Below are 16100 nucleotides of genomic sequence, written 5' to 3'. Positions count from 1 at the left end.
TCGCGCAGCCGGCGCAGCGAGGCCACGCACCGCTCTCGCGGCCAGAAGTCGTGGCCCATCATGAAACAGGTGAGCACCTCCACCTTCTCCAGGCGAGGGTCCGGGGCCAGGTCGCGCACATCCGCCTTCTCGCGCGGGTGATCAGTTCTCAAAGACCAACGGCAGGTGTGCCGGGCCACGCATGATCAAAGACGGCGCGAACACGACATCGCCCCGGGGAACGGCCAGCGACATCCTCGAAAACCGGCCCAGCGTCCTGCCGATGACGATCTTCGCTTCCAGGCGTGCCAGCTGTGCCCCCACGCAGCGATGAATTCCATGCCCGAACGCCAGGTGGCGCTTGTCTTCCCGCGATATGTCGAAACTGTCGGGAGCCGGATAGTGGGCGGAGTCCCGGTGCGCCGATCCGACCAGCAGCAGGATCGGCTCGTGCGCCGGTATCGTGACTCCCGCGATCTCCACGTCTGTGGTGGGAAAACGCCACATGGGCGATGCGGTGGGGCCGTCGTACCTGAGCACCTCCTCGATCGCGGAATCGATGAGCGTGGGATCCCGACGTAGCAGTGAACGCTGTTCCGGGTGGTCCAGCAGGGCCAGGAAGGTGCTTCCGACCAGGCGTATGGACGTTTCGTATCCGGCCACGATGATCCCGAACACCGTGGTGAGAAGCTCGTCCTCGTCGAGCGCCCCGGGGGTCTGGCTTGCTCGTATCAGATCGGACAGCAGGTCGGCGCCCAGATCGTCTTTCTTCCGAAGAATGAGGTCGCCGGTATACGCGAGCATGGACTCGATGGCGCCGTGCGCCAGGTGACGCTCGGCCGGGTCGGCCGTGAACATCAGGTCTCCCCATTCCCGCAGCCTCGCGCGGTCGCCGGGCGGGGCGCCCACGACGTCGCAGATCAGCCCGACCGAGAGCGGGGTGGCGAGGTGGCTCATGACGTCCACGGGCTCGCCCGTCGGCACGGCGCCCAGGAGGGCATCCGTCATCTTCTCGATGGCCGCTTCCCACTGGGCGACTCTCCGGCCGCTGAAGGCCGCGGTCGCCGGCTTCCGCAGCCTCGTGTGGTCCGGCGGGTCCAGATTGACCATGGAGCGTTCCGCGATCGTCCCTGAGCCGAAGGCCAGCGAGGCTTCGGTGAAAGCGGGGGACGCGTTTCGATAGTCGCTGCTGAGGCGGGCGTCCGCGAAACCCTCCCTGACATCCTCGTACCTGCTGACCAGCCACACGCCGACATCGGTGAACGGAATGGTCGTCCGGAAAACGGGATGGTTCTCTCTGAGCCATCTGTAGGTGGGATAAGGATTCTGGAAGAAGTCCGGTGTGAAAACAGGGGGTGTGTTCATCCTGCCGGGCCTTTTCTCTACGGTCGTGCGGTACGGGATTTTTTGCGACGAACGCTCGATATGAAGCCGTGCCGATTAACCGGAAAGGGCGGACGGTGTTTCGGCAGGTCGGCTTCGAATCGTGTGGGGAGTTTTTTCGTCAGGGCTGCCGGAGGGAATATTCGCTGTTCCGGCCGGAGCAGCGAGACGCATCATCTCACCCTGCGCTGCCTTTGTGTCAATCCCTCGACGTCGAATATGGCCTGTGCCGCGGCGGGGCCGTTAACACCGGTTCCCTCCCCTCCGGGCTTGGCCGGAGGATGCCAAGACATTCTTAAGTCGATGCCAACTTCGAGCCCCGATTCTGTTGCCGATATATGAGACGACGGCGCCTGGAAAGGCGGCGGCGGAAAAGGCCGCGAATTCGATCCGCGGTGTCCCGGTGGCCGCCGCGCCGGCGTGCCGTGTCGACCGCCGGCGCCGAGCGTCCCCGTCGGCCGGGAGCGTGCTCAGTCCTGACCGAGCCAGAGGTCGGGGCCGAAGACCTCGTAGTGGACGTCGCGGGCGGGCACCCCGCGGCGGAGCAGGTCCGCGCGCACGCCGCGCATGAACGGCAGCGGGCCGCACAGGTAGGCGACGAGGCCGTCGGGCAGGTCGATCGCGCCGAGATCGGCGTACCCGATACGGGGCGCGGGGTCGCAGGAGCACGCGCCCGCCTCCTCGTACCAGCGGTGCAGGGTCGCGCCGGGCAGTTCGGCGACCAGCCGGACGAGTTCCTCGCGGTGGGCGTGGTCGGCGGGGCTCCGGTCGGCGTGAACGACGATCACCTGGCGGGTGGAGCCGGTGGCCGCGAGGTGGTCGAGCATCGACAGCATGGGGGTGATCCCGATCCCGGCGGAGGCGAGCAGCAGCGGGGCGTCCCCCGGGGCCAGGGTCAGGTCGCCGTACGGCGCCGAGATGGTGAGCTCGTCCCCGGCCTGGACGTTGGCGTGCAGCCACCCGGAGACCTCGCCGTCGGGTCCTGACCCGCGGGCCCACCTGACGGTGATCCGCCAGTCACCGCGCTCGGGGGCGCACGACAGGCTGTACTGCCGGATCTGCCGTGCCCCGTCGGGCAGGGTGACCCCGACGCTGATGTACTGCCCGGGGGCGAAGGCGAGCGGGATCGACGGGGCGAGGGTGAAGGAGACGGTGTCCGGTGTCTGGCGTCGCCGCTCCAGGACCGTGGCGCGCAGCCAGGGGTCGCCGGGCTCGCGCAGCAGTCGCGCCTCCAGCGCGATCAGCGCGTTGGCCATCAGCCAGTAGACCTCGTCCCAGGCCGCCGCGACCTCGGGGGTGACGGCGTCGCCGAGCACGTCGGCGATGGCGGCGAGGAGGTACTTGTGCACGATCTGGTACTGGTCGGGGGTGACCCCGAGTGAGGCGTGCTTGTGCGCGATGCGGGAGAGCAGCGCGTCGGGCCGCTCGTCCGGCCGGTCGAGCAGGAGGGTGGCGAAGGCGGCGATCGACCCGGCCAGTGCCTGGCGCTGCGCCCCGCTGGCCTGGTTGCCGCGGTTGAAGAGGTTCCTCAGCAGGTCCGGGTTGTCGGCGAACATCGTCGCGTAGAACCGCCCGGTGATCTCCTCCAGGGCCCGCTGGACGGCGGGCAGCGTGGTCCGGACCGTCGTTGCCGATTCAACGGAAAGCATCTCTTCTCCTTTAATTGGTAAATGATCTTCATATTAAAATGCGTGACGAAAGAGAGGGCGGGTCTCAGGAAAGATTGATCAGCACCGGGCCGGTCGGCGAGGTGACCAGATCGTCCACGGTGAGCGGGTCGAGCGTCGCGTAGAAGGCCCGCTGGGCGTCGCGCAGCGCGCCGCGCAGGCGGCAGGCCGCCCGCAGCGGGCACGGGGTGTCACCCTCGCAGGCGACCACCTCCTCCTCGCCCTCCAGTTCGCGGACCAGCCATCCCAGCGAGGCCTTACGGCCGAAGCCGGTCATCTCCAGCCCGCCGCCGCGCCCCCGGCGGGCGTCCACCACCCCCAGATGCTGCAGGCGTGCGATGGCCTTGGCCGTGTGCGTGTAGGGGATGGCCATGGCGTCGGCCACCTGTCTGGTGGTGAGGACCGTGCCGGGTTCGGCGACCGCCAGCCGCATGGTCACCCGGAGTGCCAGATCCGTGAACTTCGTCAATCGCACGACAGAACCGTAACAAATATGAATCTCGGTTACCGATTCAGGGGGGTGGCTTGGAGGGGGGAGGCAGGCACGGCCCGCGCCGGGGAAGGCGGGGGCCATATGGGAGGGAGAGGCCAGGGATCTCAGGGGTTGGGGACGCTGTCCGCCCAGGATGGAGGTGGTCCGGTAGCCGTACGGTCTGTGCCCTGCCGGTCGACAGCCCCCTCGTGGCCAGGTGTTTCCGCCGGCTTCCAAGTGAGGCACAAGTGGGCACTGTGATCCTGAACTTTTGGCGCTGAGCCCGTACGAGGTCTCACGTGGGTGCTCATGACGTGAAGGAGGATGTCGTCATGCCGGACCTTGTGCCTCTGCGGCCCGGGGACCCCGAGAAGGTGCGGGAGTACCGGCTCACCGCGCGCCTGGGCGAGGGCGGTCAGGGGACTGTGTATCTGGGCGTCGCCCCCGCGGGGGCTCAGGTCGCGGTCAAGCTGCTGCGTGGTGATCTGGCCCAGGACAGGGAGGCGCTGGAGCGTTTCGTGCGTGAGGTCGACACGGCCCGGCGGGTGGCGACGTTCTGCACCGCCGCGGTGATCGAGACCGGGATGGAGGAGCAGCGGCCTTACATCGTCAGTGAGTACATCGAGGGGCCGACGCTCGAACATGTCGTCGGTGCCGAGGGTCCCCGTGAGGGCGCGTCCTTGCACCGGCTGGCGATCGGTACGGTGACCGCGCTGGTGGCGATCCATCAGGCCGAGATCGTGCATCGTGACTTCAAGCCGGCCAACGTGCTGCTGGCCGGCGACGGCCCCCGGGTGATCGACTTCGGCATCGCCAAGGCCCTGGATCGCACCTCGTCCCTGACCTCGACGGCGATCGGCACACCCGCCTACATGACTCCCGAGCAGCTCGCGGGGCAGGCCGCGGGTCCGGCCGCCGACATGTTCGCCTGGGCGGGCACGATGGTCTTCGCGGCCACCGGGCAGCCGCCGTTCGGTGCCGACAGCCTGCCCGCGATCTTCAACCGGATTCTCAACGCCGAGCCGGATCTGTCGGGGATCGCCGATCCGGCGCTGCGTGACCTGGTGGGGCGGTGTCTGGCCAAGGACGAGAGCCTGCGTCCGACGGCGGGTGAGGCGCTGATGCGCCTGCTGGGCCACGCCGGTCCGGGCGCGCAGGACGGTCTGGGCGGTCCGGGCGCGTCGCCTTTCGCCTCGGCCCCGGGCATGCTCGCCGAGGGCGTGGCCGCCGCGGCCCAGCGGACCGAACCCGAGCATCACCCCTACCCGGGCGGACCACAGACCGGGACGCCGTATCGGACAGGCGGCGAAGGCCACCCACCCCACCAGGCCGGGCCGGGCGGGTACGCGCCGCACTGGGCCAGTCCGGGCGGATACCCGCATCAGGCCGGGCCGGGCGGTTATCCGCCGCACCAGGCCGAGCCAGGAAGGTATGCGGCTCATCAAACCGGGCCGGGCGGATACCCGCACCAGGCCGGACCGGGTGGTTATCCGCCGCACCAGGCCGAGCCAGGAAGGTATGCGGCTTATCAAACCGGGCCGGGCGGATACCCGCACCAGGTCGATCCGGGTGGTTATCCGCCGCACCAAACCGAGCCGGGCGGATACCCGCACCAGGTCGATCCGGGCGGCTATCCGCCGCACCAAACCGGGCCAGGAAGGTATGCGGCTCACCAAACCGGGCCGGGCGGGTACCCGCCGCCGTACGGGGGCACGCCTCAGGGAGCGGTCTTTCCGGCCACGCCGGGGGCGCAGCCGTCCCCCGGCCGGAAAAGGCGCATGCGCCGGGTCTGGATCGCGTCCGGCGCCGGGCTCGCGCTCACGCTCGTCGCGGTGACGATCACAGTGGTGGTCCAGAACGGAACCGTCCCCGGAACGGGCACCGGCTCGCGGGCGGCCACCACTCCCAGCGCCACTCCCACCCAGGCCGTCCCCTCGATCCCGCCCGCGGACCGGAAGATCAAACTGCCGGCCAGCTCCATCACGATCCACGAGAGCGACAAGGACCCGATCAAGCTCGCCTCCTACTACGTGTGGAAGGGAGACGTGCGCCACGACTACACCCGCAAGACCGATACCGACGAGTTCGTCAAGGACGAAGCGCGCGCCTACTACACGCTGAACCCCTCGGGCACCCATGCCCTCGCCGTGCACCAGTACTACAGCGCGGACAACTACGAGGTCGTCTCGATCGTCGACCACAAGACCGGGGCGCAGAGCGACGTAAAGATCGTCAAGGGGAGGACCATCGCGCTCTACCCGCGTTGGTCGCCGGACGGCACCAAGGGACTGGTCACCCTGTACGGGCCGAGCAAGGGCGAAACCGCTTCGCGCGTCTACGGGTACGCGATCATCGACATCGCCACGAAGAGGGCCTCGGTCGTCCGGGTGAAGGAGAAGGACATCGGGACCTGGGGCTACTTCTGGCGGAGTGACAGCCGGGCGGTCGGCAGCTGGGCGGTCACCAAGGACACCAATCGCATCCGCTTCTACGACCTGCGGGGTACCGTACTGCAGACCCTTTCCGACGTGGGCGATCCGGTCTGGGTCGAGGGTGACCATGTCAGCCCGTCCGGCACGCTGATGATCACGTACTGCGGGGAGACCGCGGAGATCTGCCTCCGGTCCACCGCCGCCGACGCGAAGCTGCAGGCCCGGATCCCGTTCGCGACCGATCGGGTCCTCGGCTGGTACGACGACCGGCACATCGTGGCCTGGCGGAGGCAGAGCGCCGGCTACGAGGCGTTGGTGGTCGACTTCAAGGGCAAGGTGAAGCGGGTGCTCGCCGCCAGCACCGACGACGAGGAGTACAAGGAGCAGGCGCTGAGCTACGCCAGGGGCGGCTGAGCGGACGGACGCCGCGCCTCGACGCTCGCCGGGCGCGGTCGGTTGCCCGGCCCGAAGGTCCATGGAAGCGTCGGCGCCTGGGAAAGAGAAAGGGGCACGGCCCGCGCCATAGGCGGGCGCGGGCCGTGCGTCCTGGTCGTGCGGACAGGGATCTCAGGGGTTGGGGACGGTGTCGACCCAGGAGGTGGCGGCGGAGCGGTAGCCGTTGACCCGGTTCAGCACCTCGGCGGGGGCGACCACCTCGTTCTTGGAGTGATAGAACCAGTCGACCTGCTGGACGTAGTCGCGCGGGGTGGAGCTGCCGACCAGGCCGCCGCTGATGAACCAGAGGTTGAAGTTGACCGACTGCACCGTCTCCGGGTAGTAGATGCCGCCGTGCTCGGCGAAGAGGGCGCCGTCGATGTAGTACCTGATCTGGCCGCCGGAGACCTGGAGGACCAGGTCGTGCCAGCCCGCGTAGCTCTGCCTGACCTCGGTGTGGACGTTCACCGCCTCCCAGGGCTCGTTGCGGTACGTCTCCCACGACGTGGTGTACATGATGTTGCCGGGCTCGCCCCAGCCGCCGTTGGGCAGGTACTCGAAGTCCTGCTCGCTGTAGTCGGGGTCCATGTCGAAGGCCAGGGGGGTGATCGTGAAGAAGGTCTGCACGACGTGGTCACCGTCGGGGCCGCTGACCGGGGCGTCGGAGAACTTCACCCGGGCCGCGTAGGTGCCTTCGAGGAACTTGCGCTGGTGCAGCACCTCCGACTGCTGGGTGCCCGCACCGGTGCCGTCGGTGACCGCCTTGAGCTGCAGCGCCTTGTTCGTGCCGGAGACCGTGGGGAAGGTCACGTTCTGCTTGGGCCAGGTCGCGCCGGGCACACCGGGACCGCCGCTGTTGGTGCGCACCGTCCAGTTGTGCGCGGTGAGGTTGGGGTCGTCGGCGTTGCCGTACGAGAAGTCGTCGAACACCACCCCGCTGCCCCCGGGGTTGGTGGGCGGGACCGACGGGGTCGGCGACGGGGACGGGTCGCCACCCGCGGGAGAGGTGCCCCAGACCAGGGCGCCGTTCTGGTAGACGGTGACCTTGGTCCAGTCGCCGTAGGTCGTGCGGGCCGGGCCGAAGGAGTAGTCGTCGCTCTGGGTGATCCGCTGCCAGTCGGACCGGTAGAAGCGCAGCTGCAGGTCACCGGTCTGCGCCCCGGCCGCTAGGTTCCCCGAGGTGAAGCCCACCTCCAGGTAGCGGTCGGCGGTGGCCGTTCCGGGCGAGAGCGTGCCGAAGGCCCCGGTGACCGTGGAGCAGGAGACCACGGCCCACGAGCACGCGAAACGGTACTGCGTCGCCCCGGAGTCCGTCTTGAAGTAGTAGCGGATCTTCACACCGCTCAGCGGCACGGCCGAGGTGCCGCTGTTGACCAGGTTGAACCACGGCTCGACCTGGTCGGCGGTCGCGCCGGTGGCGCTCGTCTTGTACTGGAGCCTGAGGGACTGCTGGGCGCTGGCCGGGTTCGCCGCGACGCCCACCAGGGCGAGCAGCATGGCGGACACGAGCCCGCCGAGTAACAGCTTTCTGCGCACGTGCTTTCCTTTCCTGGGTTGTGCTAGGGAATGAGCGGCCCACCACGGACGCCCTGGGCGCTGAGCCGGGCGAGGTGCGGGCCGAGCCGCCGGAGGAAGTCGGGGTAGTCGCCGGGCGACCCCCAGGCGACCTCGGCGAAGGCGCACATCCTGGGCAGGGCCATGAACTCGACCCGCTCGGGTGTGGGCATGTACTCGGTCCACAACTGGCACTGCACGCCCCGCGCGGCCGGGTCGGGTGCGAACGCGTAGGTGTCGGCCAGGGTGAGGACCCGCTCCTGGACCGTCGGTGAGTCCGACTCGGCCGGCTGCTCGTCGAAGGGGGCGGCCGAGGGGCGGTAGTCGAAGTACGTCCGGGTGTGCGGCGCCAGGATGATCTCGTTGTCACCACGGTCGGCCTGCTCGTCCCGCCAGACCATGACCGTCGTGCCGGGCGTCGGCGCGCGGTCGGGCTCGTCCCAGCAGACCAGCCTGCGCGAGTGTTTCTCCAGGTGGGCGGCCATCCGGCCGATGAACCAGGCACACGCGTCCCGCGGTCCGGCCAGCCCCAGCTCGGCCAGCCGCCGCCGCGCCGCCGGACTGCGCTCCCACTCGGTGGTGGGGCACTCGTCCCCGCCGACGTGCACGTACGTGCTGGGGAAGAGGTCGCAGACCTCGTCGAGCACGTCCTGGCAGAAGCGGACCGTGGACTCCTCCAGGTTGAGGACGTGCTCGCTGATGCCCCACTCCGACCAGACCTCCAGCCGGCGGGACGGGGCGTTGCCCAGGTGGGGGTAGGCGGCGATGGCGGCCTGGGCGTGGCCGGGCATCTCGATCTCGGGCACCACCGTGACGAAGCGCTCCGCCGCGTAGGCGACGATCTCCCGGATGTCCTGTCGCGTGTAGAACCCCCCGCGCCGGGCGCCGACCTCGGTGAGCCTGGGATGGCGCTCGATCTCCAGCCGCCATCCCTGGTCGTCGGTCAGGTGCAGGTGCAGCACGTTGAGCTTGTGCTCGGCGAGCAGGTCGACGAGGCGCAGGACGAACGCCTTGGGCATGAAGTGCCGGGCGACGTCCAGCATCACCCCGCGCCAGGCGAACCTCGGCCGGTCCTCGATCGTCCCGTACGGCACCTCGGGCCCCAGCTGGGCGAGGGTCCGCGAGCCGTAGAAGCGGCCGGCCGGGCCGCCGGCGGTGAGCTCGACGCCCGAGGGGGAGACGTCGAGGCGGTAGCCCTCCTCGTCGAGGGACGGATCGTCGGGCATGAGCCGCAGCAGGTCCCGCCGGAACGCGACGGAGCCCCCGTCGACGACCACTTCCCGTGGCCTCGGAATGATCACGTTGGTCTTCCCTTCACGGCGCCCCGGAAGGGCGCGCCTGTGGACGGACGGTGGGACCTATCCCTTGACGGCGCCGGCGATCATCCCTGAGGTGACCCTGCGCTGCAGGACGAGGAAGATCAGCAGCACCGGCAGCATGAAGAGGGTCGAGGCGGCCATGGTGGCGCCCCAGTCGGTGCCGAAGACGTTGCTGAAGGAGGAGAGCCAGACGGGCAGCGTCCGGTCGTCCTGGTTCTTGATGATCAGCGCGTTGGCGAAGGCGAACTCGTTCCACGCGGTGATGAAGCCGAACAGGGAGGTGGACATCAGGCCGGGGGCGAGCAGCGGCAGGACCACCCGGCGGAAGGCGGCCATCCTGCCGCACCCGTCCATCAGCGCCGCCTCCTCCAGTTCGGGAGGGATCGAGGCGAGGAACCCGCGCAGGGTCACGATGGTGAACGGCAGCGTCGTCATGAAATAGATCAGGGTGAGCATCGACAGCCTGTCGAGCATCCCGGTGTCGCGGGCGATGATGAACATCGACACCAGCAGCGCCTCCCAGGGGGCCATCTGGGCGATGAAGACCATCAGGACGAACGCCCTGCGCCCGCGCCAGCGCATCCGGGCCACCGCGAACGCGGCGAGCAGCGCGACCACCAGCGCCAGCAGCACCGCGCTCGCGGTGACGGTGAGACTGTTACCCCAGAACGTCCAGAAACCGTCGGCGCTCACCGCGGTCGCGAAGTGCTCCAGGGTGGGGTGGGCGGGCCAGAAGGTCGGGGTCTGCGACTGGATGTCCCTGGTGGGTTTGAACGCGGTCAGCACCATCCAGTAGACGGGGAAGACCGAGACGGCCAGCACGGTCAGGGCCGCGAGGTTCAGCGGTACGCGGCGCAGCGGGACGGTCACAGGTGCTCTCCCTCGTGCTTGAGCATCCGCCGGAGATGGGTGATCAGGAGGGCGATCAGGATCAGCACGGTCAGGCTGGAGATCGCCGAGCCGAGGTCGTACCTGTGCAGTGACTGCGCGACCTGGAACGCGTAGACGGGCAGGGTGGTGGTGGCCTCTTCCGGGCCGCCCTTGCTGATCGCCCAGATCTGGGCGAAGCACTTGAACACCCAGATCACCTCCAGCGAGGTGATCAGGCCGAAGAGCGGCCGCAGGATGGGGAAGGTGACGGTGGTGAAGACCTGCCGCCCGCTCGCGCCGTCGATCCGCGCGGCCTCGTACAGCTCGGCGGGGATGGTGGTCAGGCCCGCGTACAGGGTGAGCGCGGCGAACGGCACGGACTGCCAGACGACCAGGGCGACCAGGATGGCGAAGGTGGAGGTGCCGTGGGCGAACCAGGTGTAGTCCCTGAAGGACTCGAATCCCAAGGTGACCAGCAGCCAGTTGACCACCCCCAGCCGTGACTGGAAGAGCCACTGGAAGATCGTGGTGGCGGCGAGGACGGGGGTCGCCCAGGTGAGCACCAGGCCGCCCATCACGGCCAGCCGCATCCTGCGGCCCAGCCGGGCGATCATCAGTGCCACCGCGGTGGAGACGACCATGATGAGGACGACGTTGACGGCGGTCCAGAGCAGGGTCCTGCGCACCACGGCCCAGAACTCCGCCCCCCCGAGCACCCGCGTGTAGTTCTCCAGGCCGACGAACGCCGCCCCGCCGCGGATCAACTCGCCGGTCCTGAAGTGCTGGAAGGAGATGACGACGCTGCGGACCAGCGGGTAGAGCAGCAGGTAGGCGGTGCCCGCCAGGGTGGGCGCGATCAGCAGGTAGGGCCAGAGGCCATTCAGCCGGGACGGCCGCGCGCCGGGTCGCGGCGCGGGCGGCGCGGGTGCGGTGGCGTCCCGGTCACGGGCACGCCGCCGGGGCGGGGCCTGGGAGGCAGCGGGCATGGCACTCCTCGGAGCGGACGGTACGGGGGGTGTGAGGCTTGCGCGGACCGGCACGGGTTGTGCGGACGGTGCGGGGAAGCCGGGTGGTCGGGTGTCAGGACTTGGTGTTGAGGATCTCGGCGATGCCCTGGTCCACCTTGGCGGCCTCGGTGGCGGCGTCACCCCCGGTGAGCACCCTGGTCAGATACTCCTTGATCAGGTTCTTGGCCTCGACCGCGGCCCAGTTGGGGGAGTTGGGGGTGGCGTGTCCACCTGCGGCGCCCGCCGCCATCGCGGCCGTCGCCTCGTTGCCGCTCAGCGCGCCCGCGAGGGAGACGCGGTTGGGCACGTAGCTCATCTCCTTGGCCATGTCGACCTGGAACTTCTCGCCCGCCAGTGCCTTGACCACCTGGTAGGCCGCCTCGTGGTTCTTCGAGGCCTCGGGGATGACCAGGTCGGAGCCGCCGGTGAACACCGCGCCCGGCCTGTCGGCGGTCTTGCCCGGGATCGGGAAGAACCCGAGCTTGCCCTTCAGTTCCGGATTGGCCTTCTCGATCGCCACCGCGCCACCGGGCGCGGAGATGAGCTGGGCGACGTCGCCCTTGGCGAAGACGTCGGCCTGTGGCGGCTTGGCCTCGTCGGAGTCCTTGGGGCCCTTGCCCAGCGACTGGAGGGTCCGGTAGAACTCGATGCCGGCCAGCGCCTGGGGGGTGCCGAGGCCGCCCTTCCAGGTGCCGCCCTCGTTGACCGCGAGGTCGCCGCCCTCGTCCCAGATGAATCCCGCCAGGGTGTACCAGTTCTGGCCGGGCAGGTAGATGCCCTGGTCGCCGCCCTTGTTGAGGTTGGCCGTGATCTCCAGCCACTCCTGCCTCGTCTTCGGCGGGGCGGTGATGGACGCCTTGGCGAACAGGTCCTTGTTGTAGATCACCACCCGGTTGGCGGCGTACCACGGGATGCCGTACTGGCGCCCGTCGATCCTGCCCGGTTCGGCCAGGCCGGGCAGCCAGTCGCCGCCGCCCAGGTCGGCGACCTTGTCGGTGAGGTCCTTCACCCCGCCGCTGGCGGCGTACTCGGCGACCTGGGTGTTTCCGACCTCGATGACGTCCGGGGCGTCATTGCTGGCCAGGGCGCTGGTCACCTTCTGCCCGATGCCGTCCCACTCCTGGACCTGGATGTCGAGGGTGACGTCCGGGTGGGCCGCCAGATAGTCGGTGCGGAAGCGGTCGAGCAGGGCGTCGGAGAAGCTGTCCCGCATGACCCACACGGTCAGGTTCGTGGCGCCCTTCCCGGTGCCGGCCGAGCCGGGCGAGTCCGCGGAGGGTGACGGCTCGGCGGAGCCGCATGCGGTGAGGCCGGCGGCGAGTGTCAGCACTGCCGCGGTGGCGCGGAGGCGATGCCCCATCGGTACTCCCAGAGGTCATGTATTGGTAAGTAATTGGCCTGCTCCGCATAGGGTGGCTCTTACCAGTTCCGTCGTCAAGGCTTGTCTTTTCTCGGACGACTGGTAACAAATAGGTAAGGTCTAGGTAAGGTGGGGGCGTGACGCTAAACATGAGGTCCGGGCTCAAGCGCGACCGGGTGCGCGATGTCCTGCTCGACTTCATCGCCGACATGAAACCGGGCGAGGCGATCCCCTCGGAGCGGGATCTCTGCAGGGAGCTCGGAGTCTCCCGGCCCACGGTGCGCGCGGCGATCGACGATCTGGTCAGGTCGGGGCTGCTCGTCCGCGAGCGGGGGCGCGGCACCTTCACCGGGCCGCACCGGGTCACCCAGGCGCTGGCGTCGACGACGGGCAACTCGTTCTACGCGCCACCCGCCGAGGGCAACTGGCTCAGCCGCATCCTGGAGTTCGGCTCCGCCCCCGCGGGTGCGCGGCTCGCCTCCCGGCTCCAGCTCTCTCCCGCCGACCCCGTCCTGAGGGTCGTCCGGCTACGCGTCGTCGACGACGAGCCCATGGCGATCGAGCGCATCCACCTGCCGCACGCCTTGGTCGACGGCCTCGTCCCGGCCGACATGGAGTCGGGGTCGTTCTACCGATTCCTCCGGGAACGTTTCAACGTCGACGTCCGCACCGCGGTGCAGACGATAGAGCCCACGGTCACCGACGAGACCGAGGCCAAGTTGCTGCACGTCCCCCAGCACGCCCCGGCCCTGCTCTTCGAGCGCACCACCCGCGACGTCGGCGGCCGGATCGTCGAGTTCACCCGCTCGATCTACCGGGGCGACCGCTACCGGGTGACCTCGGAACTCTCCTTCAACGCCGACTCCGGCTGACCCCGCCGGGTCAGCCGGAGGCCGGTCCCGGGGCCGCTCCCGCGTGCCCCGGAACCGTTACCTGATCGCGGCCAGGTCCACGACGTGCATCCTGTCCCCGATCCGGTAGGTCATCAGCCGGTCGAGGCCGCCGTCGGGGATTTCGGTGCTTCCGTCCTTGGCGGGTCGGATGCCCAGATCGGCGGACCTACCGGTGACCATGTCGTACAGGGCGACGCCCTTCTGGTTGATCAGCTTGAAAAACCTTTCCAGCCCGGGATCATCGCCCAGCTGGACGTTCCGGGGCAGTGCGCGCTCCCGTGAACCGTCGCGGTCGCGGACGAAGCGGCGCGGGAGCTCCCCCTCCGGCGGCATCGTGCCGGAGCACAGGTTGACGCCGCACCTGACGAAACTCTCGCCGGGCCTGACCACGGCGTCACGCCGTTTCCGCGTCTCGACGTTGAACAGCTCGCTGAAGGCGACCAGCTTGCTGGGATCGGTGTGTTTGGTGTGCCGGCCCACCCACGGCCACTGCAGGAGGTGTCGCCCCTCGGTACCCGGTACCGCTCTCGGCTCGCCGCCGCGCAGCGGCACCCGGTAGACCCCGCCGCTCTCACGGGAGAAGACCACGTCCGAGCCGACCACGGCCAGTGCGCGGATGTGCCCCTGCTTCATCACGTTCTCCAACTGAACGTCGGTCACCTGCCGCGGCCGACCGCCGCCGGTGGGCACCGTCCAGATCCGGGCGACCCGCTGCCCGCCAGGCTTCTTGTACGACGCCCACCAGACGATGTTCCCGCCGCCCGCGGCGACGCCATCGGCGAAGATCGCGGACCCTCGGGTGGGGGGGATCTCGGCGATCCGTGTGGGTCTGCCGCTTGCGAGGTCGTAGGTCCACAGGAACTGCCTCGTCCCGTCGGACACCCCCGTCATGACCAGCAGCGTGCGATCGTCGAGGAGCAGCTGCGGGTGGTACTCCCGGCCGTCGGGCAGCTTGGCGGGGATCTTGTGCAGGGCTCGCGGCCATACCCGCTCGATACGCGGGGGCAGCTTCTCCGCTGGCTCGGGCTCCGGCCGCGGCGTCGGTCCCGGTGTGCCCGTGGCGTTCACCGCGGGTTCCGGCACGGCCCGCGCCCCCAGGGCTCTCACCGCCGCACCCGCCCCGCCGGCCACCACGAGCACGGCCACGGCGGCGAGCAGCGCCGCAGGCCGTGCCCGCCTGCGGCGATATCGCGCGCCGACCACCTCGGACAACTCGTACGGCGTCCGCCGGGGCACCTGGTCCGCCGCCGTGGCCAGGACCCGGGTCAGTTTCTCCTCGATGTCGGTCATCGCTTGCTCCCGTAGGCCGCCGGTGAGTGGGAGAGGGAGGAACGCAGCGTGGCCAGCGCCCGGGAGGCCTGGCTGCGCACGGTACCCATGGAGATGCCGAGCACCTCGGCGATCTCCGCGTCGGTCAGCTGCTCGTAGTAGCGCAGTACCAGCACCGCGCGCTGTCTGCGGGGCAGCGCGGCCAGTTCCTGCCAGAGCCCCTGCTCCTCGTCGGAGGGGAAGACCACCTGCCAGCTCCGCTCGGGCGGCTCCCCGGTGAGGTGTTCGCGTCTGCGCCGCCGCCAGATGCTGATGTGCAACCGCGCCATCGTGGTCCGGGCGTAACTGTGCGCGTCGGACTTGCGCCGCACCCGAGACCACGCGTCGCGCAGCCGGGTCAGTGCCTCCTGGGTGAGGTCGGCGGCATCGTGGGGGTTGCCGGTCAGGACATACCCGTAGCGGAGCAGCGCCTCACCGTGCTCGGCCACGAAGTCGTCAAAGCCGGGCTCGTCTTCCAAATGTCGCCCCTTCCCGATCGTCACGACCTAGACGGCGAAGGGGGGGAAAGTGTTGCATCGTGTTCCGGCAGGCGTACGACCCGGGCTGGAGGACGGGGGGCGGCTCGGCTAGGTTCGGGGAGATGACCTCCCTCGACGAACTCGCCGCTCGGGCCCGCTCTCTCGTACGGGAGGGGCACCGCGCGCTGCTGGGCATCACCGGCGGTCCGGGGGCCGGCAAGACCACCCTCGCCGAGCACCTGGTCGAGATGCTGCGCCCGGCGCCTCCCGAGGGGCTGCCGGCGCGGGAGTGGGTGGCGTACGTGCCGATGGACGGCTTCCACCTCGCCGACGTCGAGCTCGACAGGCTCGGGCGCCGCGACCGCAAGGGGGCGCCCGACACCTTCGACGCCGCCGGCTACGCGGCACTCCTCCGCCGCCTGCGCGAGGACGAGGACGACATGGTCTACGCGCCGGCCTTCGAGCGCGACCTGGAGCAGCCGGTCGCCGGCAGCATCCCGGTCACCCGGGCCGCCAGGCTCGTCGTCACCGAGGGGAACTACCTGCTGCTCGACCAGGGCGACTGGTCACGCGTACGGCCGCAGCTCCACGAGGTCTGGTACTGCGACCTCGGCCCCGACGAGCGGGTGCGCCGCCTCGTCTCCCGCCACGAGTACTTCGGCAAGGGTCGCGACGACGCGGTCGCCTGGGTGCTGGGCACCGACCAGCGCAACGCGGACCTCGTCGCCACCACCCGCTCCCGTGCCGACCTCGTCATCCCCGACGCGGTCCTTCGCTCGGTCGGCTCCCCCGAGAAGACGGCCGGCTGACCGGGAGCCTTCCTGCGGGCGTCCCGGCTCCGGAACGCCCGCGGGCGGGGAGCCGGTGCGGGGATCCCCAGCCCGGCGAACTCCTGATCGAGCGGCCTCTCGCCCGCGGGGAGCGGGGTACCGAGTCCCCGCG

At 69.7% G+C, this 16100-nt stretch carries 13 protein-coding genes; 3 read left to right on the top strand and 10 right to left on the bottom strand.

Annotation, left to right across the window (positions count from 1 at the left end):
• Positions 1–141: 141 nt before the first annotated feature.
• From ABT130_RS17610 to ABT130_RS17600, 3 genes are all read right to left on the bottom strand, one after another.
• Positions 142–1344: a cytochrome P450 family protein gene (locus ABT130_RS17610; RefSeq protein ID WP_350956574.1), complete on the bottom strand. Its 1203-nt coding sequence runs from the start codon at positions 1342–1344 to the stop codon at positions 142–144.
• Positions 1345–1832: 488 nt separating this feature from the next.
• Positions 1833–3011, bottom strand: a complete 1179-nt coding sequence (locus ABT130_RS17605; RefSeq protein ID WP_350956572.1) for a globin domain-containing protein — start codon at positions 3009–3011, stop codon at positions 1833–1835.
• 64 nt (positions 3012–3075) lie between these two features.
• Positions 3076–3504 (bottom strand): RrF2 family transcriptional regulator, encoded by a 429-nt coding sequence (locus tag ABT130_RS17600; protein ID WP_350956570.1) that lies wholly within the window; start codon positions 3502–3504, stop codon positions 3076–3078.
• Positions 3505–3833: 329 nt separating this feature from the next.
• Here ABT130_RS17600 and ABT130_RS17595 point away from each other — a divergent pair, with 329 nt between their 5' ends.
• A complete protein-coding gene (locus tag ABT130_RS17595; RefSeq protein ID WP_350956568.1) occupies positions 3834–6347 on the top strand; it encodes a serine/threonine protein kinase in 2514 nt (837 codons plus the stop codon).
• 153 nt (positions 6348–6500) lie between these two features.
• On the opposite strand, the gene ABT130_RS17590 is transcribed toward ABT130_RS17595, so the two are convergent.
• From ABT130_RS17590 to ABT130_RS17570, 5 genes are all read right to left on the bottom strand, one after another.
• Positions 6501–7904, bottom strand: coding sequence for a cellulose binding domain-containing protein (locus ABT130_RS17590; protein WP_350956566.1), 1404 nt, complete (start codon positions 7902–7904; stop codon positions 6501–6503).
• Positions 7905–7927: 23 nt separating this feature from the next.
• Positions 7928–9223 (bottom strand): beta-N-acetylhexosaminidase, encoded by a 1296-nt coding sequence (locus ABT130_RS17585; RefSeq protein ID WP_350956564.1) that lies wholly within the window; start codon positions 9221–9223, stop codon positions 7928–7930.
• Between the two features lie 57 nt (positions 9224–9280).
• On the bottom strand, positions 9281–10111 hold the full coding sequence (locus tag ABT130_RS17580) for a carbohydrate ABC transporter permease (protein ID WP_350929273.1): 831 nt from the start codon (positions 10109–10111) through the stop codon (positions 9281–9283).
• On the bottom strand, positions 10108–11097 hold the full coding sequence (locus ABT130_RS17575; RefSeq protein ID WP_350956562.1) for a carbohydrate ABC transporter permease: 990 nt from the start codon (positions 11095–11097) through the stop codon (positions 10108–10110). Before ABT130_RS17575 ends, ABT130_RS17580 begins: the two co-directional genes overlap by 4 nt.
• A 94-nt stretch (positions 11098–11191) precedes the next feature.
• Positions 11192–12478: an extracellular solute-binding protein gene (locus ABT130_RS17570; protein WP_350956560.1), complete on the bottom strand. Its 1287-nt coding sequence runs from the start codon at positions 12476–12478 to the stop codon at positions 11192–11194.
• 137 nt (positions 12479–12615) lie between these two features.
• On the opposite strand from ABT130_RS17570, the gene ABT130_RS17565 reads away from it, so the two are divergent.
• A complete protein-coding gene (locus tag ABT130_RS17565; RefSeq protein ID WP_350929266.1) occupies positions 12616–13350 on the top strand; it encodes a GntR family transcriptional regulator in 735 nt (244 codons plus the stop codon).
• Between the two features lie 57 nt (positions 13351–13407).
• On the opposite strand, the gene ABT130_RS17560 is transcribed toward ABT130_RS17565, so the two are convergent.
• Complete coding sequence (locus ABT130_RS17560) at positions 13408–14661, bottom strand: TolB family protein (RefSeq protein WP_350956559.1); 1254 nt, start codon at positions 14659–14661, stop codon at positions 13408–13410.
• Positions 14658–15158, bottom strand: coding sequence for a SigE family RNA polymerase sigma factor (locus tag ABT130_RS17555; RefSeq protein WP_350956557.1), 501 nt, complete (start codon positions 15156–15158; stop codon positions 14658–14660). The genes ABT130_RS17560 and ABT130_RS17555 overlap by 4 nt, the downstream gene beginning before the upstream one ends.
• A gap of 122 nt (positions 15159–15280) precedes the next feature.
• Here ABT130_RS17555 and ABT130_RS17550 point away from each other — a divergent pair, with 122 nt between their 5' ends.
• Complete coding sequence (locus ABT130_RS17550) at positions 15281–15967, top strand: nucleoside/nucleotide kinase family protein (RefSeq protein ID WP_350956555.1); 687 nt, start codon at positions 15281–15283, stop codon at positions 15965–15967.
• Positions 15968–16100 lie beyond the last annotated feature (133 nt).

It is taken from the genome of Streptosporangium sp. NPDC001681, from assembly GCF_040298085.1.
Classification (GTDB): Bacteria; Actinomycetota; Actinomycetes; order Streptosporangiales; family Streptosporangiaceae; genus Streptosporangium.
This window is presented reverse-complemented; position numbering and strand designations above follow the sequence as displayed.